At 64.9% G+C, this 23,711-nt stretch carries 21 protein-coding genes and 2 tRNA genes; all 23 read right to left on the bottom strand.

The annotated features are described in order from the left end of the window. Positions 1-45 precede the first annotated feature (45 nt). The 23 genes from IGS68_RS13340 to clpP all read right to left on the bottom strand — a co-directional run bounded on the left by IGS68_RS13340 (position 46) and on the right by clpP (position 23,636). Positions 46-1,752 carry a ribonuclease J gene (locus IGS68_RS13340; protein ID WP_201080715.1) on the bottom strand — a complete coding sequence of 569 codons (1,707 nt, stop codon included), beginning with the start codon at positions 1,750-1,752 and terminating at the stop codon, positions 46-48. Beyond that, positions 1,749-2,534: a type III pantothenate kinase gene (locus IGS68_RS13345; protein ID WP_201080717.1), complete on the bottom strand. Its 786-nt coding sequence runs from the start codon at positions 2,532-2,534 to the stop codon at positions 1,749-1,751. Before IGS68_RS13345 ends, IGS68_RS13340 begins: the two co-directional genes overlap by 4 nt. 1 nt (position 2,535) lies before the next feature. Further along, entirely contained in the window at positions 2,536-3,345 is an 810-nt protein-coding gene (locus IGS68_RS13350) for a biotin--[acetyl-CoA-carboxylase] ligase (RefSeq protein WP_201080719.1), read from the bottom strand. Next, positions 3,342-4,799 carry an NADH-quinone oxidoreductase subunit NuoN gene (gene nuoN, locus IGS68_RS13355; protein ID WP_201080721.1) on the bottom strand — a complete coding sequence of 486 codons (1,458 nt, stop codon included), beginning with the start codon at positions 4,797-4,799 and terminating at the stop codon, positions 3,342-3,344. The genes IGS68_RS13350 and nuoN overlap by 4 nt, the downstream gene beginning before the upstream one ends. 18 nt (positions 4,800-4,817) lie before the next feature. Then, on the bottom strand, positions 4,818-6,332 hold the full coding sequence (locus IGS68_RS13360; RefSeq protein WP_201080723.1) for an NADH-quinone oxidoreductase subunit M: 1,515 nt from the start codon (positions 6,330-6,332) through the stop codon (positions 4,818-4,820). A gap of 21 nt (positions 6,333-6,353) precedes the next feature. Next, positions 6,354-8,279, bottom strand: coding sequence for an NADH-quinone oxidoreductase subunit L (gene nuoL / locus IGS68_RS13365; RefSeq protein ID WP_201080725.1), 1,926 nt, complete (start codon positions 8,277-8,279; stop codon positions 6,354-6,356). 10 nt (positions 8,280-8,289) lie between these two features. Then, positions 8,290-8,598: an NADH-quinone oxidoreductase subunit NuoK gene (nuoK, locus tag IGS68_RS13370; RefSeq protein ID WP_201080726.1), complete on the bottom strand. Its 309-nt coding sequence runs from the start codon at positions 8,596-8,598 to the stop codon at positions 8,290-8,292. Beyond that, a complete protein-coding gene (locus tag IGS68_RS13375; RefSeq protein WP_201080728.1) occupies positions 8,599-9,213 on the bottom strand; it encodes an NADH-quinone oxidoreductase subunit J in 615 nt (204 codons plus the stop codon). It abuts the gene before it with no gap. A 137-nt stretch (positions 9,214-9,350) separates the two neighbouring features. After that, on the bottom strand, positions 9,351-9,839 hold the full coding sequence (gene nuoI / locus IGS68_RS13380; RefSeq protein ID WP_201080730.1) for an NADH-quinone oxidoreductase subunit NuoI: 489 nt from the start codon (positions 9,837-9,839) through the stop codon (positions 9,351-9,353). Positions 9,840-9,910: 71 nt separating this feature from the next. Next, complete coding sequence (nuoH, locus tag IGS68_RS13385) at positions 9,911-10,918, bottom strand: NADH-quinone oxidoreductase subunit NuoH (RefSeq protein WP_201080732.1); 1,008 nt, start codon at positions 10,916-10,918, stop codon at positions 9,911-9,913. Next, positions 10,911-12,974 (bottom strand): NADH-quinone oxidoreductase subunit NuoG, encoded by a 2,064-nt coding sequence (gene nuoG / locus IGS68_RS13390; RefSeq protein WP_201080734.1) that lies wholly within the window; start codon positions 12,972-12,974, stop codon positions 10,911-10,913. The genes nuoH and nuoG overlap by 8 nt, the downstream gene beginning before the upstream one ends. A gap of 33 nt (positions 12,975-13,007) precedes the next feature. Next, entirely contained in the window at positions 13,008-14,297 is a 1,290-nt protein-coding gene (gene nuoF / locus IGS68_RS13395) for an NADH-quinone oxidoreductase subunit NuoF (RefSeq protein ID WP_201080736.1), read from the bottom strand. Positions 14,298-14,306: 9 nt separating this feature from the next. After that, positions 14,307-14,957, bottom strand: coding sequence for an NADH-quinone oxidoreductase subunit NuoE (gene nuoE / locus IGS68_RS13400; protein WP_201080738.1), 651 nt, complete (start codon positions 14,955-14,957; stop codon positions 14,307-14,309). Beyond that, positions 14,954-16,150: an NADH-quinone oxidoreductase subunit D gene (locus tag IGS68_RS13405; RefSeq protein ID WP_201080740.1), complete on the bottom strand. Its 1,197-nt coding sequence runs from the start codon at positions 16,148-16,150 to the stop codon at positions 14,954-14,956. Before IGS68_RS13405 ends, nuoE begins: the two co-directional genes overlap by 4 nt. After that, the gene (locus tag IGS68_RS13410; protein WP_201080742.1) at positions 16,150-16,791 is read right to left on the bottom strand and encodes an NADH-quinone oxidoreductase subunit C; all 642 of its coding nucleotides are present in this window, start codon (positions 16,789-16,791) and stop codon (positions 16,150-16,152) included. Before IGS68_RS13410 ends, IGS68_RS13405 begins: the two co-directional genes overlap by 1 nt. An 18-nt stretch (positions 16,792-16,809) precedes the next feature. Continuing rightward, on the bottom strand, positions 16,810-17,448 hold the full coding sequence (locus tag IGS68_RS13415; protein WP_412766135.1) for a NuoB/complex I 20 kDa subunit family protein: 639 nt from the start codon (positions 17,446-17,448) through the stop codon (positions 16,810-16,812). Beyond that, on the bottom strand, positions 17,418-17,786 hold the full coding sequence (locus tag IGS68_RS13420; protein ID WP_201080744.1) for an NADH-quinone oxidoreductase subunit A: 369 nt from the start codon (positions 17,784-17,786) through the stop codon (positions 17,418-17,420). Before IGS68_RS13420 ends, IGS68_RS13415 begins: the two co-directional genes overlap by 31 nt. Positions 17,787-18,012: 226 nt before the next feature. Then, positions 18,013-18,089 (bottom strand) — tRNA-Asp (locus IGS68_RS13425). Between the two features lie 222 nt (positions 18,090-18,311). Continuing rightward, positions 18,312-18,386: transfer RNA gene (locus tag IGS68_RS13430), tRNA-Val, on the bottom strand. Between the two features lie 157 nt (positions 18,387-18,543). Further along, the gene (locus tag IGS68_RS13435) at positions 18,544-18,816 is read right to left on the bottom strand and encodes an HU family DNA-binding protein (RefSeq protein WP_201080746.1); all 273 of its coding nucleotides are present in this window, start codon (positions 18,814-18,816) and stop codon (positions 18,544-18,546) included. A 151-nt stretch (positions 18,817-18,967) separates the two neighbouring features. Further along, complete coding sequence (lon, locus tag IGS68_RS13440; protein WP_201080748.1) at positions 18,968-21,376, bottom strand: endopeptidase La; 2,409 nt, start codon at positions 21,374-21,376, stop codon at positions 18,968-18,970. A 157-nt stretch (positions 21,377-21,533) separates the two neighbouring features. Beyond that, complete coding sequence (clpX, locus tag IGS68_RS13445) at positions 21,534-22,799, bottom strand: ATP-dependent Clp protease ATP-binding subunit ClpX (RefSeq protein WP_201080750.1); 1,266 nt, start codon at positions 22,797-22,799, stop codon at positions 21,534-21,536. 201 nt (positions 22,800-23,000) lie between these two features. Then, the gene (gene clpP, locus IGS68_RS13450; protein ID WP_201080751.1) at positions 23,001-23,636 is read right to left on the bottom strand and encodes an ATP-dependent Clp endopeptidase proteolytic subunit ClpP; all 636 of its coding nucleotides are present in this window, start codon (positions 23,634-23,636) and stop codon (positions 23,001-23,003) included. Positions 23,637-23,711: the final 75 nt, after the last annotated feature.

A 23,711-nucleotide genomic window follows, 5' to 3' on the forward strand; every position in this document is an offset into this window, starting at 1 on the left:
GGTCCATCGATGGCGGTGCCGGGTCGGGCGGCCCGCCGCCCATCCCTATAGCCGAACCAGGTGGACTTCGGTGAGCGGCTTTTTGCCCTGGCTCGCGTTGAGGCTCCGGCGGACCGCGATGCGGGTCGCCTGGCGCACGGCCTCGTCGTCCAGCCGGGCCTGACGGGAGAGCTCTTCGACGGCCTTTCGCACCGCGACTCCGACTTCCGTCAGGATCTCCGCGGCTTCCGGTCCCTCGAGCAGGCCCATGACGGCGACCTGCGGCTGGGTGGCCAGCTCGCCTTCGGAGTCCATGACCAGGGTGGCGACCGCGGCACCGTTGTACATCATGCGGTGCCGGCCCCGCATGACCCCGGCGTCCAGCGGCACGATCCGCTTGCCGTCCAGGGCCAGCCGCCCATGCTGGACCTGCCCGACCACTTCGGCCGGGCCGGGCGCCAGCCGGATGATCGAGCCGTTCTCCGGAATGATCGTGTCGGGCACCTGACAGGCGCGCGCCAGCCGGGCATGTTCTGTCTGGTGGCGGATCTCGCCATGGATCGGGACCGCCAGCTTCGGGCGCACCCACTGGTACAGGCGGACCAGTTCGTCCTGGGCGGGATGGCCGGACACATGGACGAACTCGGTGTCGGCGGTGATGACCTCCACCCCCTGCCCGACCAGCATGTTCTGCACCCGGCCGATCGCCCGCTCGTTCCCGGGGATCTCGCGCGACGAGAAGATGACGGCATCGCCGCGTTCGAGCACGATCTCCGGATGATCGTCCGCGGCGATACGGGAAAGGGCGGACCGGGGCTCGCCCTGGCTTCCGGTACAGACCAGCACGGTCTTCTCGCGCGGCAGGAAGCCGGCATCGCGCTCGCTGAGGAAAGGCGGCACGTCCTTCAGGTAGCCGTTGGCCCGGGCCGCCTCGTTGATGCGCCACAGGGAACGCCCGACCAGCGCGACGTTCCGGTCGCTCGCCGCGGCCGCCGCCGCGATGCTCTCCAGCCGTGCGACGTTGGTCGCGAAGCAGCTGATCGCGATGCGGTTCTTGAGCCGGCCGAACAGCTTGATCAGGCTGTCGCGCACCGCCGCTTCCGAACCGGAGGTTCCCGGAACCATGGCATTGGTGCTGTCGCACACCATCGCCAGCACGCCCTCGCCGCCCAGGCGCATCAGGGCCGCCTCGTCGGTCGGGGCGCCGACGACGGGGTCGGGATCCAGCTTCCAGTCACCGGTATGCAGCACGGCGCCGAGCGGCGTGCGCAGCACGAGGGCGTTGGGCTCGGGCACGGAATGGGTGACGGTGATCAGCTCGACCTCGAACGGCCCGGCGGAGAACCGTCCCGAGAGCGGCACCTCGACGATCTCCACCTTGCCGGCAAGGTTCCGCTCCAGCAGCTTGGCCCGCAGCACCGACGCGGTGAAGGGGGTCGCATAGACGGGGCAGCGGAGCTCCGGCCACAGGTACTGGACCGCCCCCAGGTGATCCTCGTGGGCGTGGGTCAGGACGATGCCGACGAGGTCGTCCCGGCGGTCCCGGATGAAGGTCGGGTCGGGCATGATCACGTCGACGCCCGGCATCGTCTCGTCGCCGAACGAGATCCCCAGATCCACCATCAGCCATTTCCCGGCATGACCGTACAGATTGAGGTTCATGCCGATCTCGCCGGACCCGCCCAGCGGCAGGAAGTAGATCGCGTCCGATCCGGGCCAATCGGGATCGAGGGGGCTGGACCCGATGGATCGGGGATCTGGGGATGATGTCATGAAGCCATGTTGCGTTGGTGGACCAGCAGGAGACCGCGCAGGGTCAATTCATTGTCGATGTGATGGATCATCGAGGTAGCTTCCGCGAACTGCGTGCCCAGCCCCCCCGTGACGATCACGGTCACCGGCGGATCGCCGGTCGGCGACAGCTCGGCCTGGATACGGGTCAGCAGCCCCTCGATCATGCTGAGATAGCCCCAGAACATGCCGGACTGCATCGCCCCGACCGTGCCCTTGCCGATCACCGTCGGCGGACGCACGATATCGACCTTGGGAAGCTGGGCCGCGACCCGGTGAAGCGCATCGAGCGCAAGGCTGGGTCCCGGCGCGATGACGCCGCCGCAGAATCCGCCCTCCGCGTCCACGATGTCGAAGGTGGTCCCGGTTCCGATATCGACCACGACCAGGGGAGCGGGATATGTCGCGACCGCCGCGATGGCGTTGAGCAGCCGGTCGGCTCCCGCCTCGCGCGGGTTGTCGATCCGGATCTCTATGCCCAGGCGCACTCCCGGCTCGCCGATCCGCATGGGCTCGACGCCGAAATGGTCGCGGCACAGCCGCTGCAGGTTGAAGGTCGCGGCGGGGACGACGCTGCCGAGGATCGCGGCGTCCACGTCCTCGCGTTTCAGGCCTTTCATCGCCATGAGGCTGGTCAGCCACACCGCGTACTCGTCGGCAGTGCGCCTGCTGTCGGTCGCGATCCGCCACTGCCCCTGCTTGCGATCGCCGTCGAAAATGGCGAACACCACGTTCGTGTTGCCGGCATCGATCGCAAGCAGCATGTCAGGTCCCTCCGCCTGAACCGGGCGAAGAAAGCCCCGGGAAAAACACATCCCCGGCCGTGATCCGGCGGCGCTCCCCGCCGTCCAGGTCGAGCAGCAGGGCGCCGTCCGCGTCGAGATCCGCGAATACCCCGTTCAGCGTGCGGTCCGCCAGCCTGACGGTGATCGGACCGCCGATCCCGCGGGCGAGCTGAAGCCAGCCTTCCCGGATCGGCCCGAAGCCTTCGGCCTTCCACGCGTCGTACCAAGTGGAAAAAGACTGGGCGAAACGCACCAGGACCGGCCCGGGCTCGTCGAGCCGGCTGCCCTCGTTGCGGAGGGAGGTCGCGGGAAACTCGGACTCGGGCGGGTAATGCTGGACATTGATGCCGACGCCCACGACCAGCCAGTCGATGTCCCCGGCCTCGTCCGTTTCGGATTCGAGCAGGATGCCCGCAGCCTTCCGGTCGTCCAGAAGAAGGTCGTTCGGCCATTTGCACTGGCAGACGGCTTCGGGGAGCAGCGGCTGGAGCGCGTCGGCCAGCGCACCGGCCGTCACGAACGACAGCTGGGCCGCGGAGGCCGGCCGGCAGCCCGGACGGAGGATCAGGCTGACATAAAGGTTGCCCTCCGGGGAGTCCCAGGCCCTGCCCCGGCGCCCCCGGCCCTCGGTCTGCCGAAGAGCCCAGACGAGGGTGCCGTGGACGGCACCCTCGTCGCGGGCCAGCCGCTTGGCCTCGTCATTGGTGCTCCCCAGGCTGTCGTAGGCTACGAGGGTGTAGGCCGACGGCAGCCCGGGCAGGACCCGGTTCCCTGGAACCGGCCCGCTCATCCAGCGAAGAGCGAGGCCGCGGCTGCGGCTGCGCCGTCGAGCAAGGGAGCCGGGAAGAAGAAGAACAGCAGCGTGAACAGGCTCGTCCCGGCGATCACCAGGGTCATCTCGCTGCTGATATTCCGGTCGAGCGGCTCGACCGGTTCGTCGAAATACATGACCTTGATGATCCGCAGGTAATAGAAGGCACCCACCACGCTGGCCAGCACGCCGAGCACCGCCAGGGAATAGAGGTGCGCCTGGATGGCCGCCTGGAAGACGAACAGCTTGGCGAAGAAACCCGCCGCCGGCGGAATGCCGGCCATGGAGAACATGAAGATCAGCATGGCCAGGGCCAGCATGGGGTGAGTCTTCGACAGGCCCGCCAGATCGGTGATCTCCTCGACCATCCGGCCGTTCTGGCGCATGCACAGGATGACGCCGAAGGTGCCGATGTTCATGAAGATGTAGATCGCCATGTAGAACATCACGCCGCGGACGCCCAGTTCCGTCCCGGCGGCAAGGCCGACCAGGGCGAACCCGATATGGCCGATCGAGCTGTAGGCCATCAGGCGCTTGATGTTGGTCTGGCCGATCGCGGCGAACGATCCCAGCACCATGGAGGCCAGCGCGGTGAAATAGATGATCTGGCGCCATTGGTCGACCATCGCGCCGAACGGCTCGATCAGCAGGCGGACGAACAGGGCGATGGCGGCGACCTTGGGAGCGACGGCGAAGAAGGCCGTCACCGGGGTCGGCGCCCCCTCATACACGTCCGGCGTCCACATGTGGAACGGCACCGCCGAGATCTTGAAGGCGAGGCCAGCGGCCACGAAGGTCAGCCCGACGATCAGGCCGATCGAGGCATGCCCGGTCTGCTGGGCTTGGGTCGCGAAGAGCTGGGCCAGGGTGGTGAAGTTGGTCGTGCCGGCGAAGCCGTAGACCAGCGAGGCACCGTACAGCAGCATGCCCGACGACAGCGCGCCGAGCACGAAGTACTTCAGCCCCGCCTCGCTCGACTTGGCGAAATCGCGTCGGAAAGCCGCGATGACATAGAGCGCCAAGCTCTGCAGCTCGAGGCCGACATAGAGCGAGATGAGGTCGTTGGCCGACACCATCATCAGCATGCCGACCGTGGCGAGCAGCATCAGCACCGGGAACTCGATCCGCTTCATCTGCTCGCGCTCGATATAGTTGATCGAGACGAGCACGGACAGGGTGGAGCCGATCAGCACCAGCACCTTCATGAAGCCGCCGAAGCTGTCCATGATGAAGAGGTTGCTGAAGGTGATCTCACGGGTGCCCGGGCCGGAAAGCACCATCACCGCGGCGACCAGCAGGACGCCGACGGTCAGGTAGCAGATCAGCCGAGTGCTGCCGTCGCCCCGGAAGACGCCCAGCATCAGCAGGGCCATGGCCGAAACGGCCATGAAGATCTCCGGCAGGGCCGGCATCAGATCGGGAAATTCGGTCATTTTGCTTGTTCCCCCGCCTTATCGTACCGCGACGGCGGTACCGGCACCGTCGGCCAGAGCGGTTTGGTAGTTCGTGATCAGCGCCTCGACCGACACCGACATGACGTTCAGGAAGCTGGAGGGATAGATCCCCATCCACAGCACCAGCACGACCAGGGGCACGAAGATGGCGATCTCACGCGGATTGAGGTCCAGCATGCCCTTCACGTCGTCACGGGTGATCTTGCCGAAAATGATGCGGCGGTAGAGCCACAGCATGTAGGCGGCTCCGAGGATGATGCCGATGGTCGCCAGGAACGCCACCCAGGTGTTGTCCTGGAACGCGCCGATGAGGATGAGGAACTCGCCGACGAAGCCGCTGGTGCCGGGCAGGCCGACCGACGCCAGCATCATGATCATGAAGACCACGGCGTATTTCGGCATGTTGTGGACCAGCCCGCCGTAGCGCGCGATCTCGCGGGTGTGCAGCCGGTCGTAGACCACGCCGACGCAGAGGAACAGCGCGCCGGACACGATGCCGTGGCTGAGCATCTGGAACAGCGAGCCTTCCACGCCCTGCTGGGTCATGGTGAACATGCCGATCGTGACGAAGCCCATGTGGGCGATCGACGAATAGGCGATCAGCTTCTTCATGTCCTCCTGCGCCAGCGCGACCAGGGAGGTGTAGATGATCGCCACCACGCTGAGGGTATAGATCAGCGGGGTGAAGTACTCGGTCGCCTCGGGCAGGATGGGGATCGAGAAGCGCAGGAAGCCGTAGCCGCCCATCTTCAGCAGCACGCCGGCCAGGATGACGGAACCGGCGGTCGGCGCCTCCACGTGGGCGTCCGGCAGCCAGGTGTGGACCGGCCACATCGGCACCTTCACCGCGAAGGAGGCGAACAGCGCCAGCCACAGCCAGATCTGCATGCTGCGCGGGAAGTCGGTCTGCATCAGCGTCGGCAGGTCGGTCGTGCCGGCCACGAAATACATGGCCAGGATCGCCAGCAGCATCAGCACCGAGCCGAGCAGCGTGTAGAGGAAGAACTTGAACGCCGCGTAGACGCGCCGGGCGCCGCCCCAGACCCCGATGATCAGGAACATCGGGATCAGCACGCCTTCGAAGAACATGTAGAAGAGGACGAAATCCAGCGCGCAGAACATGCCGACCATCAGGGTCTCGAGGACCAGGAAGGCGATCATGTATTCCTTGACGCGGGTCTTCACCGACTCCCAACTCGACAGGATGCAGAGCGGCGTCAGGAAGGTGGAGAGCAGGACGAACAGCACGGAAATGCCGTCCACGCCCATGTGGTAGTAGACGTTGAACGCCGGGATCCACTCGACCCGTTCCACCATCTGGAACGCGGCGGAGGAACTGTCGAAGTTCAACCAGATGAACACCGAAAGCACGAAGGTGATCAGCGAGGTCCACAACGCCACGTTACGGGCGTTGCGTGCCACAACATCGGGTTCACCGCGGATCAGCAGGATGAACGCGGCACCGACGAGCGGCAGGAATGTCGTCAGCGACAGGATGGGCCAGCCAGCCATGATCAGTCTTGCCTCGCCGTATCAACCGAAGAAGTAGAACCAGCCGACCAGCAGCACCACGCCGATCACCATCGCGAACGCGTAGTGATAGACATAGCCGGACTGCAGGCGGGCGGCGCGGAGTGCGACGTCGCGGGTGGCGGCGGCGACGCCGTCGGGACCGACGCCGTCGATGATGGCGCCGTCACCGGACTTCCACAGGCCATAGCCCAGGAACTTGGCCGGCTGGACGAACAGCCTGTCGTAAAGCTCGTCGAACATCCACTTGCGATAGACGAACCGATAGACGGCCCCCAGCTTCGAGGCGACCAGGGACGGCAGGTGCGGCATGAACATGTAGAACAGGTAGGCCAGTCCGATGCCGATCAGGCCGACCACGAACGGCGCCAGCGGGACCCAGCCCGGCACGTGGTGCGCGGCTTCGACCGTATCGTTCTCGTGCAGGACGAAGATCGCGTCGCCCCAGAAATCGGCCCGGCCGTCGCCGACGAACCAGCCATAGGCCACGATGCCCGAGAACAGCGCGCCGATCGCCAGGACCCCCAGGGGGATCGTCATGATCAGCGGGCTTTCGTGGACATGGGCCATGACCCGGTCGTTGGCCTGCGGCTTGCCGTGGAAGGTCATGATGATCAGGCGCCAGGAGTAGAACGCCGTCATGAGCGCCGCGGCGATGCCGAGCCAGAAGGCATAGGTGCCCACGCCGGAATGGGCGGCGTAGGCTGCCTCCAGGATGATGTCCTTGGAGTAGTAGCCGGCGAAGAACGGGATGCCGGCCAGCGCCAGGCTGCCGATCCACATCATCGCGTAGGTCACCGGGATCAGGCGCCAGATGCCGCCCATCTTGCGCATGTCCTGCTCGTCGGACATGGCATGGATCACCGAACCGGCGCCCAGGAACAGCAGGGCCTTGAAGAAGGCGTGGGTCATCAGGTGGAACATCGCCGCGCTGTAGGCGGAGACGCCGAGCGCGAAGAACATGTAGCCGAGCTGGCTCATGGTCGAGTAGGCGATGACCCGCTTGATGTCGAACTGGGTCAGTCCGATCGTCGCGGCGACGAAGGCGGTCGAGGCGCCGATGATCGCGATGAAGTTCAGGGCGATCGGGGCGTATTCGAAGATCGGCGACAGGCGGGCGACCATGAAGACACCGGCGGTGACCATCGTCGCGGCGTGGATCAGCGCCGACACCGGCGTCGGCCCCTCCATCGCGTCCGGCAGCCAGGTGTGCAGGCCGAGCTGCGCCGACTTGCCCATGGCGCCCATGAAGAGCAGCAGGCAGGCGACGGTCAGCGCGTCGAGGTCGAAGCCCAGGAAGTTGATGGAGTGGCCGGCCATCTGCGGCGCCGCGGCGAACACGGTGTCGAAATGGACCGAGCCGAACAGGAAGAAGATCGCCATGATGCCGAGGGCGAAACCGAAGTCGCCGACCCGGTTGACGATGAACGCCTTCATGGACGCCGCATTGGCGCTGGGCTTCTCATACCAGAAGTTGATCAGCAGGTACGACGCCAGACCCACACCTTCCCAGCCGAAATACATCTGGACGAAGTTGTCGGCCGTCACCAGCATCAGCATGAAGAAGGTGAACAGGCTGAGATAGGCCATGAACCGAGGCTTGTGGTGGTCGTGGCTCATGTACCCGATCGAGTAGACATGGACCATCGACGACACGACGTTCACGACGATCAGCATGACCGCGGTCAGCGTGTCGAACTTGAGCGCCCACGAGACCTCGAAGGTGCCGCTGTCGATCCAGGTCATCAGCTCGACGGTGCGGGCGTTGCCGTTCAGCGCGACGTCGACGAACAGCCAGATGGAGATGAGGGCCGAGACGCAGACGGCACCCGAGGTGACGATCTGGGATCCCCGGTCGCCGATGAAGCGCCCGAAGAAGCCCGCGATGAAAGCCGCCAGGAGCGGCAGGAAAATTGCTGCTACTTCCATGATCGCCGCCTCAGCCCTTCATCATGTTGATGTCGTCCACCGCGATGGTGCCGCGGTTGCGGAAGTAGACGACCAGGATGGCGAGGCCGATCGCGGCTTCGGCCGCCGCGACGGTCAGGATGAACATCGCGAAGACCTGACCGACCAGGTCATTGAGGAAGACCGAGAACGACACCAGATTGATGTTGACGGCCAGGAGGATCAACTCGACCGACATCAGGATGATGATCACGTTCTTGCGGTTCAGGAAGATCCCGAAAACGCCCAGCGTGAAAACGATCGACGCGACGGTGAGGTAGTGGGCGAGACCGATTTCCATTCAGACACCTCCCCGGGTCGGGACCTTGCGGATCGCGACCACTTCTTCGCGGCGGCGGCTCACCTGGGTGCTGATGTTCTGACGGCGCACGCCTTCGCGCTGCCGCAGCGTCAGCACGATGGCGCCGATCATCGCGATCAGCAGGATCAGGCCGGCCGCCTGGAACAGATAGACGTAATGGGTGTAGATCAGCAGGCCCAGGGCGTGGGTGTTGGTGATCTGGTCGGGATCCGGGATCGGCGCCGCGGAGACGGCCGCCAGGTCCGGCACGATCACCCAGGTTCCCAGCACCAGCGCCAGCTCGACCAGCAGGATGAGGCCTACCGTGATGCCGATCGGCAGGTACTGGAGCGCCCCCGACCGCATCTCGCGGAAATTGATGTCCAGCATCATGACCACGAACAGGAAGAGCACTGCGACGGCGCCGACATAGACGATCACCAGGATCATCGCCACGAACTCCGCGCCGATCAGCACGAACAGCCCCGCGGCGTTGAAGAAGGCGAGGATCAGGAAGAGCACCGAGTGCACCGGGTTGCGGGCCGCGATGACCATGACGGCCGATGCCACCAGGATCGCGGCGAAAAGGTAGAAAGCCAGGCTCTGCACGATCATGGCGTTCCCCGCCTCTTGTGATGAGGGAAGGTGTCTGTGCTCACTTCCGGAGTCCCTTTGTCGGGTTCTTGCAGTGTCTTGCGGACCGTCCGGAGCCTCGCCGCGGACGCGGCGGAGACCCCGTACGGGTTGGGGTTTTAGCGATAGGGAGCGTCGACCGCAATGTTCGCGGCGAGCTGGGCCTCCCAGCGGTCGCCGTTCTGGAGCAGTCTTTCCTTATTGTAGAAAAGCTCTTCACGAGTCTCCGTGGAAAACTCGAAGTTCGGTCCCTCGACGATGGCGTCCACCGGGCAGGCCTCCTGGCACAGGCCGCAATAGATGCATTTCGTCATGTCGATGTCGTAGCGGGTCGTACGGCGGCTGCCGTCGTCGCGCGGCTCGGCCTCGATCGTGATGGCCAGGGCCGGACAGACGGCTTCGCACAGCTTGCAGGCGATGCAGCGCTCTTCCCCGTTGGGATAGCGGCGCAACGCGTGCTCGCCCCGGAACCGCGGGCTGATCGGTCCCTTCTCGAAGGGATAGTTCAGGGTCACCCGCGGCCGGAACATGTAGCTGAAAGTCAGGCCCAGTCCGGACAGCAATTCCGTCAGGAAAAAGCCCCGCGCAGTGCGATCCAGGAATGCCATGTCTTCAGTTCTCCTGTCATGCGCGCCTGGACGGCGGACCGTCCGCGGGCGCGCATGAGATCATGCAAGGGTTAGGGCAACCAGTCGAAGGCGACGAGCACGCCTGCGGTCAGGATCACCCAGAACAGCGAGAAGGGCAGAAACACCTTCCAGCCCAGCCGCATCAGCTGGTCGTAGCGGTAGCGCGGGACGGTGGCGCGGACCCAGAGGAAGACGAACAGGACGAACGCGATCTTGAGCGCGAACCAGATGGGTCCCGGGATCCAGTTGAGCGGCGGGATGTCCAGTGGAGGAAGCCAGCCGCCCAGGAACAGGATCGACGTCATCGCGCTCATGAGGATCATGTTCGCGTATTCGCCCAGGAAGAACAGGGCGAAGGTCATCGCCGAATATTCGACGTTGTAACCGCCGACCAGCTCCGACTCGCCTTCCGGCAGGTCGAACGGCGCGCGGTTCGTCTCGGCCAGGGCCGAGATGAAGAACACGACGAACATCGGCAGCAACGGGATCGCGAACCACACCGTCTTCTGCGCCATGACCACGTCGGTCAGGTTCAGCGAGCCGACGCAGAGCAGCACGGTGATGATCACGAAGCCGATCGACACCTCGTAGGACACCATCTGGGCGGCCGAGCGGAGGCCGCCCAGGAAGGCGTATTTCGAATTCGATGCCCATCCGGCCATGATGATGCCGTAGACGCCCAGCGACGAGATCGCGAACAGGTACAGCACGCCGACATTGATGTTCGCCAGCACCATTCCGGTGTCGAACGGGATCACCGCCCAGGCGATCAGGCTGAGCAGGAAGGTCAGCATCGGCGCGAAGACGAACACCACGCGGTTGGCACCCGCCGGGATGACGGTTTCCTTGCCGAACAGCTTGAGCCCGTCGGCGAGGGGCTGGAACAGACCGAAAGGACCGACCAGGTTCGGTCCCTGGCGCAGCTGCATGGCCGCCAGGACCTTGCGCTCGGCATAGGTCAGGTAGGCGACGCCGAGCAGCAGGGGGATGATGATGGCGACGATCTGGAGGACGATGATGATCGTCGGCCAGGCATAGCCGGTCCAAAGTTCAGCCATGGGTGCCGGTCCTCTCGCTGCCAGCCAGCACGAAGGTCTCGGTGCATTTCGCCATCGTGGCCGAGGCGCGGCTGATCGGGTCGGTCATGTAGTAGTTGTCGATCGGGCAGCGGAACGGCGCCGAGTCGACCGGACCCGGCCGGCCGAACGGACCCCATTCGGCGACCGTCAGCCCCTCGATGGTCCGGAAGGTCGGGCTGGTCTCGGCAAGCCGCTTGCGGACCTGGGCCAGGCTGTCATACGGCAGCCGGACGCCGAGCTGATCACCCAGCGCGCGCAGGATCTTCCAGTCCTCCCGGGCCTCGCCGAGCGGGAAGACCGCCATGCGCGCCATCTGGACCCGGCCCTCGGTGTTGACGTACAGGCCGTTCTTTTCGGTATAGGCGGCACCGGGCAGGATGACGTCGGCGCGATGGGCACCCCGGTCGCCGTGATGACCCTGGTAGATCACGAAGGCCTTGCCCAGCTTGGCCGTGTCGATCTCGTCGGCGCCCAGCAGGTAGACGACGTCGATCTGGCCGGCCGTGGCCGCTTCCAGGATGTCCGCGGTGCCCTTGCCGCCCTGCCCCGGCAGGAAGCCCAGTTCCAGCCCGCCGACACGCGCCGCCGCGGTGTGCAGCACGTTGAAGCCGTTCCAGCCGTCCTGGATCATGTTGTTGGCTTCGGCCGCCTGCCGGGCGAGCGCCTGGATCGCCGGACCGTCGGCCCGCCGCAGCGGCCCGGTGCCGAGGATCAGCATCGGCCGCTTGGCGTTCTTCAGCACGTCGCAGAACTCGTGCCGGCCCTCGGCGATCTCCTGGAGCGTCTGCGGACCGGCGCCCAGGTAGGCGTAGGGATAGGTCAGGTCGCGCTGCTCGCCGACCACGCCCACCTTCAGGCCGCCCATCAGGTAGCGCTTGCGGATCCGCGCGTTGACCATCGGCGCTTCCCAGCGCGGGAAAGTGCCGACCAGCAGGATCGCGTCGGCCTTCTCTATGCCGGCGATCGTGGTGTTGAACAGGTAGCCCGCGCGCGCCGACGTGTCGAACGCAGCACCGTCCTGGCGGCAGTCCAGGTTCGCCGAACCGAGCCCCTCGACCAGATCCTTCAGGGCGATCATGGACTCGGCATCGCACAGGTCGCCCGCCAGGGCGGCGATCCGCTCGCCCGGAACGCCCTTCACGCGCTCGGCGATGGCGGCGAATGCCTCGGCCCAGGTGGCAGGCTGCAGCTTGCCGTCACGGCGGACATAGGGCCGGTCCAGGCGCTGGCGCTTCAGGCCGTCATAGTGGAAGCGGCTCTTGTCGGCCAGCCACTCCTCGTTGACGTCCTCGTTCAGCCGCGGGGTCAGCCGCATCACCTCGGGACCGCGGGTATCGACCCGGGTGTTGCTGCCGACCGCGTCCATCACGTCGATGGTTTCGGTCTTGCGCAGTTCCCAGGGACGGGTGGTGAAGGCATAGGGCTTGGAGGTCAGCGCGCCGACCGGGCAGACGTCGATCAGGTTGCCGGACAGCTCCGACGAGATGGCCTGCTCGATGTAGGTGCCGACCTCCATGTGCTCGCCGCGGCCGGTGGCGCCCAGTTCGGGCACCCCGGCGATCTCGTCCGCGAAGCGGATGCAGCGGGTACAGTGGATGCACCGCGTCATGATCGTCTTGATCAGCGGCCCCAGGTACTTGTCCTTGACCGCCCGCTTGTTCTCCTGGAACCGCGAGCGGTCGAACCCGTAGCCCATCGCCTGGTCCTGCAGATCGCACTCGCCGCCCTGGTCGCAGATCGGGCAGTCCAGCGGATGGTTGATCAGCAGGAACTCCATCACGCCCTTGCGGGCCTTGTGGACGAGCTCGGTATTGGTCTTGATGACCATCCCCTCGCCGCACGGCATGGCGCAGGACGCGACCGGCTTCGGAGCCTTCTCCATCTCGACCAGGCACATGCGGCAGTTCGCCGGCACCGACAGCCGTTCGTGATAGCAGAAGCGCGGGATTTCAATGCCGATCTGCTCGCAGGCCTGCAGCACGGAAGTACCCGGCTCGACCTCGACCTCGATCCCGTCAATCGTTAGTTTGGGCATAGTGATGTCTCGTCGCTACGTTCGGCTGCCGGGTCATTCCGCCGCGGCGCGCTGGGCGCCGGTATACTGGAGGATTCGCCGTTCCATTTCGGGGCGGAAGTGCCGGATCAGGCCCTGCACGGGCCAAGCCGCCGCGTCACCCAGGGCGCAGATGGTATGCCCCTCGATTTCCTTGGTGACGTCGAACAGCATGTCGATCTCGTCGATGCGCGCCCTGCCCTGCGCCATGCGCTCCATCACGCGCCACAGCCAGCCGGTGCCCTCGCGGCACGGCGTGCACTGGCCGCAGCTCTCGTGCATGTAGAACTTGGACAGGCGGGCGATCGCCTTGACGATGTCGGTGGACTTGTCCATGACGATGATGCCGGCGGTGCCGAGACCCGACCGGACCTCGCGCAGGCTGTCGAAATCCATCAGGACGGTGTCGCAGATCGACCGGGGCAGGACCGGAACCGACGAGCCGCCGGGAATGATGGCAAGCAGGTTGTCCCAGCCGCCGCGGACGCCGCCGGCATGCTTCTCGATCAGCTCCTTCAGCGGGATCCCCATCTCCTCTTCCACGTTGCACGGCTTGTTCACGTGGCCGGAAATGCAGAACACCTTGGTCCCGGTGTTCTTCGGACGGCCGAGGCCGGCGAACCACGCGGCGCCCCGGCGCAGGATCGTCGGGACCACGGCGATGCTCTCGACGTTGTTGACCGTCGTCGGGCAGGAATAGAGGCCAGCTTGGGCCGGGAAAGGCGGCTTGTTGCGGGGCTGGCCCTTCTTGCCTTCCAGGCTCTCGATCAGCGCGGTCTCTTCGCCGCAGATATAGGCGCCGGCGCCGCGGTGAAGGTAGAGGTCGAAATCCCATCCCGAGCCGCAGGCATTCTTGCCGATCAGGCCGGCCGCGTAGGCCTCGTCGATCGCGCGCTGGAGGTTCGAGCCCTCGTTGTAGAACTCACCCCGGATATAGATGTAGCAGGCGTTGGCACCGATGGCGAAACTGGCGATCAGGCAGCCCTCGATCAGCTTGTGCGGATCGTGGCGCATGATATCGCGGTCCTTGCACGTACCCGGCTCGCCCTCGTCGGCGTTGATCACCAGGTAATGCGGCCGGTCGCCGGTCTGCTTGGGCATGAACGACCATTTGAGACCCGTGGAGAAGCCGGCGCCGCCGCGTCCGCGCAGCCCGGACTCCTTGGTCTCGTTGATGATCCATTCCCTGCCCTTCAGGATCAGGTCCCTGGTGTTGTCCCAATCACCCCGGCCACGCGCGGCGTCCAGCCCGAAATCCTCGAAGCCGTAGAGATTGGTGAAAATGCGGTCTTCGTCCCGAAGCATCACGACCCCTCAGTCATCGCCGTGGGTGGAATCGGCGGCCGTCGCCGACGGCGCCTGCGGCACCCTGCCCTTCAGCGTCGTCGGTCCTCCGGCCGGGCTGGAGGTCTGACGGCCGGAAACCGGCCCCGGCACGGGCCGTTCGCCGCGCTTCAGGGCGTCCAGCAGGGCTTCCGTGCTGGCGGCGTCCAGATCCTCGTAGTAATCGTCGTTGATCTGGACCATCGGCGCATTCACGCAGGCGCCCAGGCACTCGACCTCGATCACCGTGAACTGGCCGTCCGGCGTGGTCTCGCCCAGCCCGATGCCAAGCTTGCGCTCGCACGCCTTCACGACGTCATCGGACCCCCGCAGCCAGCACGGCGTGGTGGTGCAGACCTGCACGAAGTGCTTACCGACCGGCTTCAGGTTGTACATGGTGTAGAAGGTGGCGACCTCGTACACCCGGATGCGCGGCATGGTCAGCATGTCGGCGATATAGTCCATGGCGGCGCGCGGCAGCCAGTTGTCGTTCTGGCGCTGCGCCAGATCGAGCAGCGGCATCACCGCGCTGGCCTGCCTGCCCGGTGGATACTTCGCGATGATGTGCTTGGCGCGTTCCAGGTTCTCCGCCGTGAAGGCGAAATCCTGCGGCCCCGCGGGCGCCGTTCCGTTTGCGCTCATCGATCGATTTCTCCGAACACGACATCCATGGACCCGATGATCGCCACTGTATCCGCCAGCATGTGGCCCTTCGACATGAAGTCGAGACCCTGGAGGTGGGCGAAGCCCGGCGCGCGGATCTTGCAACGGTACGGCTTGTTGGTTCCGTCGGACACCAGATAGACTCCGAACTCTCCCTTGGGCGCCTCGACCGCGGTGTAGGTCTCGCCGGCGGGCACGTGGTAGCCCTCGGTATAGAGCTTGAAGTGATGGATGAGGGCTTCCATCGACCGCTTCATTTCGCCGCGGCGCGGCGGAGCGATCTTGTGGTCCTGCACCTTCACCGGGCCATCCGGCAGTTTCTCGAGGCACTGGCGCATGATCTTGTTCGATTCGCGCATCTCCTCCATGCGGACGAGATAACGGGCGTAGCAGTCTCCTGTCAGGCCGACCGGAACGTCGAACTCCATCTGGTCATAGACGTCATAGGGCTGCGCCTTCCGGAGGTCCCAGGCGACGTTGGAGGCGCGCAGCATCGGGCCGGTGAAGCCCCAGTCCAACGCCTCCTGCTCGCTGACGATGCCGATGTCGACGGTCCGCTGCTTGAAGATGCGGTTCTCCGACAGCAGGCCTTCCAGGTCGTCCATGAACTTCGGGAAGCGTTCGGTATATTCCCAGATGTCCTCGGCCAGGCCGGCCGGCAGGTCGAAGGCGACTCCGCCGGGACGGAAATAGTTGGCGTGCAGCCGGGCGCCGCTCACCCGCTCATAGAACTCCATCAGCTTCTCGCGCTCTTCGAAGCCCCAGAGCGACGGCGTGATGGCACCGACGTCGAGCGCGTAGGTGGTGATGTTGAGCAGGTGGTTCAGGATCCGGGTGATCTCGCTGAACATCACCCGGATATACTGGGCGCGCGGCGGCGGCGCGATCCGAAGCAGTTTCTCGACGCCGAGGGCGAAGGCGTGCTCCTGGCACATGGGCGAGACATAGTCGAGGCGGTCGAAATAGGGCGTCGCCTGGAGATAGGTCTTGTACTCGATCAGCTTCTCCGTACCGCGGTGAAGCAGCCCGATATGGGGATCGGCACGCTCGACGACCTCGCCGTCCATCTCCAGCACGAGGCGCAGCACCCCGTGGGCCGCAGGGTGCTGCGGCCCGAAATTCATGGTGAACGGCTTGATCTTCGACTCGGCGGTGGTGGTCGCGGTCGCCATTACTTGTTGCTCCCCGGCTGGGCAGCGCCGGTGGGCGCCTCAGCCTTCTCGTCGCCCGGCAGCATGACGTTGGTCATGCCCTCCCACGGGCTGAGGAAATCGAAGGATCGGAAATCCTGGGTCAGCTTGACCGGCTCGTAGACGACCCGCTTCTGCTCGTCGTCATAGCGCAGCTCGACGTAGCCGGTCAGCGGAAAGTCCTTGCGCAGGGGGTGCCCCTCGAACCCGTAGTCCGTGAGGATCCTCCTCAGGTCGGGGTGATCCGAGAAGAAGATGCCGTACAGGTCCCAGGCCTCGCGCTCGAACCACGGGGCCGCGCTGAACACTTCCGAGATGGACGGGACGGGCGTGTCTTCGTCGGTGGCCACCTTCACCCGGATGCGGAGATTGTGCTTCAGGCTGAGCAGATTGTAGACCACCTCGAAGCGCTCTTCGCGCGAGGGGTAATCCGCCCCGCACAGGTCGATCAGCTGCTTGAACTGGCAGCTGGTGTCGTCGCGCAGGAACGTCATGACGCGCACGATCGACTGGCGTTGCACCGTGATGATCAGTTCGCCCAGTTCGATGCCGGCGGACAATATGACGTCCGCCAGGCGCGCCTGGAGGTGATCGCTCAGTTCCTGAAGCGCTTGGTCGCTCATGATCCGGGACTGCCTTTATTAACGCGCGATGCGATTGCCGCGCTTGATCTTCTTCTGGAGTTGCAGAATCCCGTAGACCAGGGCTTCCGCAGTCGGCGGGCAACCGGGAACGTAGATATCGACCGGAACGATCCGGTCGCAGCCGCGCACCACCGAGTAGGAGTAGTGGTAATAGCCGCCGCCGTTGGCGCACGATCCCATGGAGATGACCCACCGGGGCTCCGCCATCTGGTCGTAGACCTTGCGCAGCGCCGGCGCCATCTTGTTGCACAGGGTGCCGGCAACGATCATGACGTCGCTCTGACGCGGGCTCGGGCGCGGGATGACGCCGAACCGGTCGAGGTCGTAGCGGCTCATGTAGGCGTGGATCATCTCCACGGCGCAGCAGGCGAGACCGAAGGTCATGGGCCACAGGGAGCCGGTGCGCGCCCAGTCGAGCAGGGCGTCGAACTTGGCGACGATGAAGCCCTTGTCCTGCAGTTCGTCCGTGACGGTCTTGAGATAGGCGTCCTGGTCGGCGCCCGGTGCCAGCGGCGCTCCCCGGCCCGGCAGGATCAGTCCCTGGGACGGCTGCCCGGGCCCGGGCTGGCCCAGGAGGGTCTGGCCGGCGGACGGCTGGTTGGAAGTCACTCCCATTCCAGCGCTCCTTTCTTCCATTCATAGATGAAGCCGATGGTCAGTACGCCAAGGAACACGACCATCGACCAGAAACCGAACATTCCGATGTCACCAAGTGATATGGCCCATGGGAACAAAAACGCAACTTCCAGATCGAAGATGATGAACAGGATGGCGACGAGATAGAACCGCACATCGAATTTGCTGCGGGCGTCATCGAAAGGCTCGAAACCGCATTCGTACGCTGAGACCTTCTCGCTGTCCGGCTTCTGGGACGCGACCAGGAAGGATGCTGCGACGGCGGCACCTGCGATGACCACCGCAATCCCAAGGAAGATCAGGATGGGCAGATATTCGACGACCAGAGGATTGGCCATAACGCTCCTCGCAGTGGACTGCCTTTCAGCGTGGCGAGCCCGGCGCATAGGGGCCGACTCGGAGCCAGCTTGGCAGCTTTTCAATTGGTTACCCGACCCGTCGGGCAGGGGCGAATATAGGCTGAAAGGGAGTCCAAGGAAAGACAATTAGGCGAATTTCCGCACGCGCAAAACGCGTCGCAGCTTTCGCTGAACGATTGATACTGCTTAGATTTTTTAGGGAAAATGGCGCGAGTGACGGGACTTGAACCCGCGGCCTCCGGCGTGACAGGCCGGCGCTCTAACCAACTGAGCTACACCCGCGTCGTGGTGGGCGGTAAGTACGACACGGCCTTGCCGCTGTCAATGGCTGAACGACATCAATCCGACATCCGCGTTCAGAAAGGTTGCCAGACGGGTTGGTCTGCAATCCGCTCCCCTTCCCTTGCGGTCGCCGGTCGGATCGGGTGCGCCATTAGACCGCACCCCGGATGGGGACCCGAGGTCGATGCATGGCCGGATGAGGACAAGGGAGAAAGTTTGGAATGGTGGGCGATGACGGGTTCGAACCGCCGACCCTCTCGGTGTAAACGAGACGCTCTACCGCTGAGCTAATCGCCCTTCCGCCCGGCCGGCGGTCGCCGCACCGGGTGAGGTCGTTCTAGCAACTGAAGCCGGAACGCACAAGCCCGCGACCGGCGATGCGGTCGCGGGCTCATGCCGCTCAAGACTAATGCCGTCGGCGGTGTCCGCCGTCAGGCCGTCCCTATGGAACGCCTCAATTCAAGGCGTCCTTCAGGGTCTTGCCGGGCTTGAACTTCGGCTGCTTGGAAGCCGGAATGTCGATCTTCTCGCCGGTCCGCGGGTTACGCCCCTCCGATGCCGCGCGCTCGGAAACGGCGAAGGTGCCGAAGCCGACGAGTCGCACTTCCTCGCCCTTCCTGAGAGTGCTGATGATGCCCTCGAAAACGGCGTCGACCGCCTTGGTCGCGTCGGCCTTGGACAGGCTGGCCGCGTCCGCCACGATCGCGACGAGATCATTCTTGTTCACTGGTGAGCCCCCCGTTGAAAACCGCCTGAACAAAGTATTGAACCCCCCGGCTCAACCCTCGCGCGGAAAATGTCTGCTGGGTCCGCCGCGGCCCCCCATGGTCGGGGAGCCGCGGCGGCGCAGGGAATTTAGGCGGTTTCCGCGGCCGATCTCAATGCCGAATTACTTCTTCGCGGTCGGCATCACCACCCGGAGGGGTTACCTGGGCCTCCTCCGACGGTTCGCTCCACTCGATGGGCACGAGCGGCTGGGTCAAGGCATGCTGGAGCACCTCGTCGCCCATGGACACCGGGATGATTCGCAGCCCCTTCTTGACGTTGTCGGGGATCTCCGCGAGGTCCTTCTCGTTGTCCTTGGGAATCAGGACGGTCTTGAGGCCGCCGCGCAGCGCCGCCAGAAGCTTCTCCTTCAGCCCGCCGATCGGCAGGACCCGGCCGCGCAGGGTGATCTCGCCGGTCATGGCGACATCCTTGCGGACAGGAATGCCGGTCAGCACCGACACGATCGAGGTGACCATCGCAACTCCGGCGGACGGACCGTCCTTCGGAGTCGCCCCCTCCGGGACGTGGACGTGGATGTCCTTCTTGCCGAACAGGTCGGGCCGGATGCCGAACACGGCGGCCCGCGACTTGACGTAGCTTTCGGCCGCCTGGACCGACTCCTTCATCACGTCGCCGAGCTTGCCGGTGGTCGTCACCTTGCCCTTGCCGGGCAGCATGACCGCCTCGATCGACAGCAGTTCGCCGCCCACCTCGGTCCAGGCCAGGCCCGTGGTGACGCCGACCAGATCCTCCAGTTCCGCCTCGCCGTAGCGGAACTTGCGCACGCCGGCATACTTGTCGAGGTTGCGGCGGTTGACCTGGACCTTGTCGAGACCCTTCATCAGGATCTCCTTGATCGCCTTCCGGGCAAGGTTGGCGATCTCGCGCTCCAGGCTGCGGACGCCGGCCTCCCGGGTGTAGTAGCGGATCAGGTCGCGCAGGGCGTCGTCGGATACGGTGAACTCGCCCTTTTTCAGGCCGTGCGACTTGAGCTGCTTCTCCAGCAGGTGACGCTTGGCGATCTCGACCTTCTCGTCCTCGGTGTAGCCGGCGACGCGGATGATCTCCATGCGGTCCAGCAGCGGCTGCGGCATGCGCAGCGTGTTGGCCGTGCAGACGAACATGACGTCCGACAGGTCATAATCGACCTCCAGGTAATGGTCGGCGAAGGTGCCGTTCTGCTCCGGGTCGAGCACCTCGAGCAGGGCCGACGACGGATCGCCGCGCCAGTCGGAGCCGAGCTTGTCGACCTCGTCCAGCAGGAACAGCGGGTTGGACGACTTCGCCTTCTTCATGCCCTGGATGACCTTGCCGGGCATCGAGCCGATATAAGTCCTGCGGTGGCCGCGGACCTCGGCCTCGTCACGGACGCCGCCCAGCGACATGCGGACGAAGTTGCGGCCGGTGGCCTTGGCGATCGACTTGCCGAGCGAGGTCTTGCCGACTCCGGGCGGGCCGACCAAGCACAGGATCGGACCCTTGACCTTGGTCATGCGCTGCTGGACGGCGAGGTACTCGAGGATGCGCTCCTTGACCTTCTCCAGTCCGAAATGGTCGGCGTTCAGCACGTTCTCGGCCAGCTTGATGTCGCGCTTGATCTTCGTGCGCTTCTTCCAGGGGATGCTGACGATCCAGTCCAGGTAGTTGCGGACGACGGTCGCCTCGGCCGACATCGGGCTCATTGAGCGCAGCTTCTTCAGCTCGGCCAGCGCCTTCTCGCGCGCGTCCTTGGACAGACGGGTCTTGTTGATCCGGTCTTCCAGTTCCGCGACCTCGTCGCGGCCGTCCTCCGACTCGCCCAGTTCCTTCTGGATGGCCTTGAGCTGTTCGTTCAGGTAGTACTCGCGCTGAGTCTTCTCCATCTGCCGCTTGACGCGGTTCCGGATGCGCTTCTCGACCTGGAGGACGCCGATCTCGCCTTCCATGAAGGCATAGACCCGCTCCAGCCGCTCGCCGACGGTGGCGGTCTCCAGCAGCTGCTGCTTCTCGGGAATCTTGAGCGCGAGGTGCGAAGCGACCGTATCGGCCAGCTTGCCGGCTTCGTCGATCTGGTTGATCGAGACCAGGACCTCGGGCGGGATCTTCTTGTTGAGCTTGATATACTGCTCGAACTGCGAGACGACGGCGCGGGAAAGGGCTTCGAGCTCCTGGGCCTCGCCGGCCTTCTCGTCGATCAGTTCGGCGTGGGCCTGGAAGAAATCTTCATTCTCGGAGAATTTGGTTATCGACGCCCGCTGGCCGCCCTCGACCAGCACCTTGACGGTGCCGTCCGGGAGCTTCAGCAGCTGGAGCACCGTACCGACCGTACCGACGGAGTAGATGTCCGCCGGGGAAGGATCGTCCTGCGCCGCGTTCTTCTGGGTGACCAGCAGGATCTGCTTGTCGTCCTTCATCACGTCTTCGAGCGCCCGCACGGACTTTTCGCGCCCTACGAACAGCGGCACGATCATGTGCGGAAAGACGACGATGTCCCTCAGCGGCAGGACCGGGTACAAAGCTCCACGGGGGATTTCAAACATATGGTGCGCCTCTCGTGTGAAGGCCGTCAGCCCGATATGGGCCTGAAAGGAGTCTCACCCCTTGTGGGCGTAAGGACAGGTGGCGGCCTGATCCTAACGTGGTCCAGACGGGCCGCCCCTTCAAGGTCTTGACACCCCGCAGGAGCGGCATGGGAACTCACGCTCCGGGCGCCAGGTCGCCGCGCCTGTCGGAATAGATGTAGAGAGGCTTGGACCGTCCCTCGACGACTTCCTTGTTGATCATGATCTCCTCCACGCCCTGGAGCCCGGGCAGCTCGAACATGGGATCCAGCAGGATGCCTTCCATGATCGAGCGCAGCCCGCGGGCGCCGGTCTTGCGCGCGATGGCCTTGTTGGCGATGCCTTTCAGCGCCTCGTCGGCGAACTCCAGCCGGACATCCTCCATCTCGAAAAGCCGCTGGTACTGCTTCACCAGGGCGTTCTTCGGCTTGGTCAGGATCTCCATCAGCGCCGCCTCGTCCAGGTCGGACAGGGTGGCGACCACCGGCAGCCGGCCGACGAACTCGGGGATCAGGCCGAACTTCAGCAGGTCCTCCGGCTCGACGTCGCGCAGGATCGCACCGGTCTGGCGCTCGTCCGGTCCCCGGACGTCCGCCCCGAAGCCGATCGAGGTGCCGCGGCCGCGCTGGGCGATGATCTTCTCGAGCCCGGCGAAGGCGCCGCCGCAGATGAACAGGATGTTGGTCGTGTCGACCTGCAGGAATTCCTGCTGGGGATGCTTCCGGCCGCCCTGGGGCGGCACGGACGCGACCGTCCCTTCCATGATCTTCAGCAGTGCCTGCTGCACGCCCTCGCCCGAGACGTCGCGGGTGATCGACGGGTTGTCGGACTTGCGGCTGATCTTGTCGACCTCGTCGATATAGACGATGCCGCGCTGCGCCCGCTCGACATTGTAGTCGGCGGCCTGCAGCAGCTTCAGGATGATGTTCTCCACGTCCTCGCCGACATATCCCGCTTCGGTCAGGGTCGTGGCGTCGGCCATGGTGAACGGGACGTCGATGATCCGGGCCAGCGTCTGGGCCAGCAGTGTCTTGCCGCACCCGGTCGGACCGATCAGGAGGATGTTGGATTTCGCCAGTTCGACGTCGTTGTGCTTGGTGCCGTGGGCCAGCCGCTTGTAGTGGTTGTGGACCGCGACCGACAGAACCCTCTTGGCGTGATCCTGGCCGATCACGTAGTCGTCCAGCACGGCATGTATGTCCCGCGGAGTCGGCACCCCGTCGCGGGACTTCACCAGCGTCGTCTTGTTCTCTTCGCGGATGATGTCCATGCATAGTTCGACGCATTCATCGCAGATGAACACCGTCGGGCCGGCAATCAGCTTGCGCACCTCATGCTGGCTCTTCCCGCAGAAGGAGCAGTAGAGGGTATTCTTCGAATCGCCGCCGGTGGACTTGGTCATATGGGCTCCGTCACAGCACCGAGTGGCGTTCGGTCCGGCGACCCGTTGGTACAGCTTGGTCGAACAACCGTTCCAAACGCCTTTCAGAAACAGGGTGTCCCGGGAAAACCCGGCGGCAAGACCTATCGTTGACCTTGCCGCACTGGAACAATCCTATTCAACAACACGCAATACGCGGCGATCAATATCTAGTTGGTGCGATCAAGTCGCCGGCGTGTCGCCCACGCCCGCCGGACGGCTCGTCACCACCTCGTCGATCAGGCCGAAACTCTTGGCCTCCTCGGGCGACATGAACTTGTCGCGCTCCATCGCCGCCTCGATCACGTCCAGGGTCTGGCCGCTGTGCTTGGCATAGATGTCGTTCAGCCGGGACCGCAGCTTCAGGATCTCCTGGGCCTGGATCTCGATGTCGGCCGCCTGGCCCTGGGCACCGCCGGAGGGCTGGTGGACCATGATCCGGCTGTTCGGCAGGGAGAACCGCTTGCCGGGCGCGCCCGCGGTCAGCAGGAGCGAGCCCATGCTGGCGGCCTGGCCGATGCAGACGGTCGAGACCGGCGGCCGGATGTATTGCATGGTGTCGTAGATCGCCAAGCCGGAGGTCACGTACCCGCCCGGCGAATTGATGTAGAAGGAGATGTCCTTGGTCGGGTTCTCCGACTCAAGGAACAGGAGCTGCGCGCAGATCAGGCTGGCAACGCCGTCGTTGACCGGACCGATCAGGAAGATGATGCGCTCCTTCAAGAGGCGCGAATAGATGTCGAACGCGCGCTCGCCGCGATTGGTCTGTTCGATGACCATCGGGACCAGAGCGTTCATCCGCGGCTCGAAATCGTTCATTCTTTTCGACTCTCCCGTTTCCCTGCCTCGCGCTGCCCGAGGTCTCGGACCCGCAGCCAGGGCTTTGATCCCTGA

This window comes from Skermanella sp. TT6 (assembly GCF_016653635.2).
Classification (GTDB): domain Bacteria; phylum Pseudomonadota; class Alphaproteobacteria; order Azospirillales; family Azospirillaceae; genus Skermanella; species Skermanella cutis.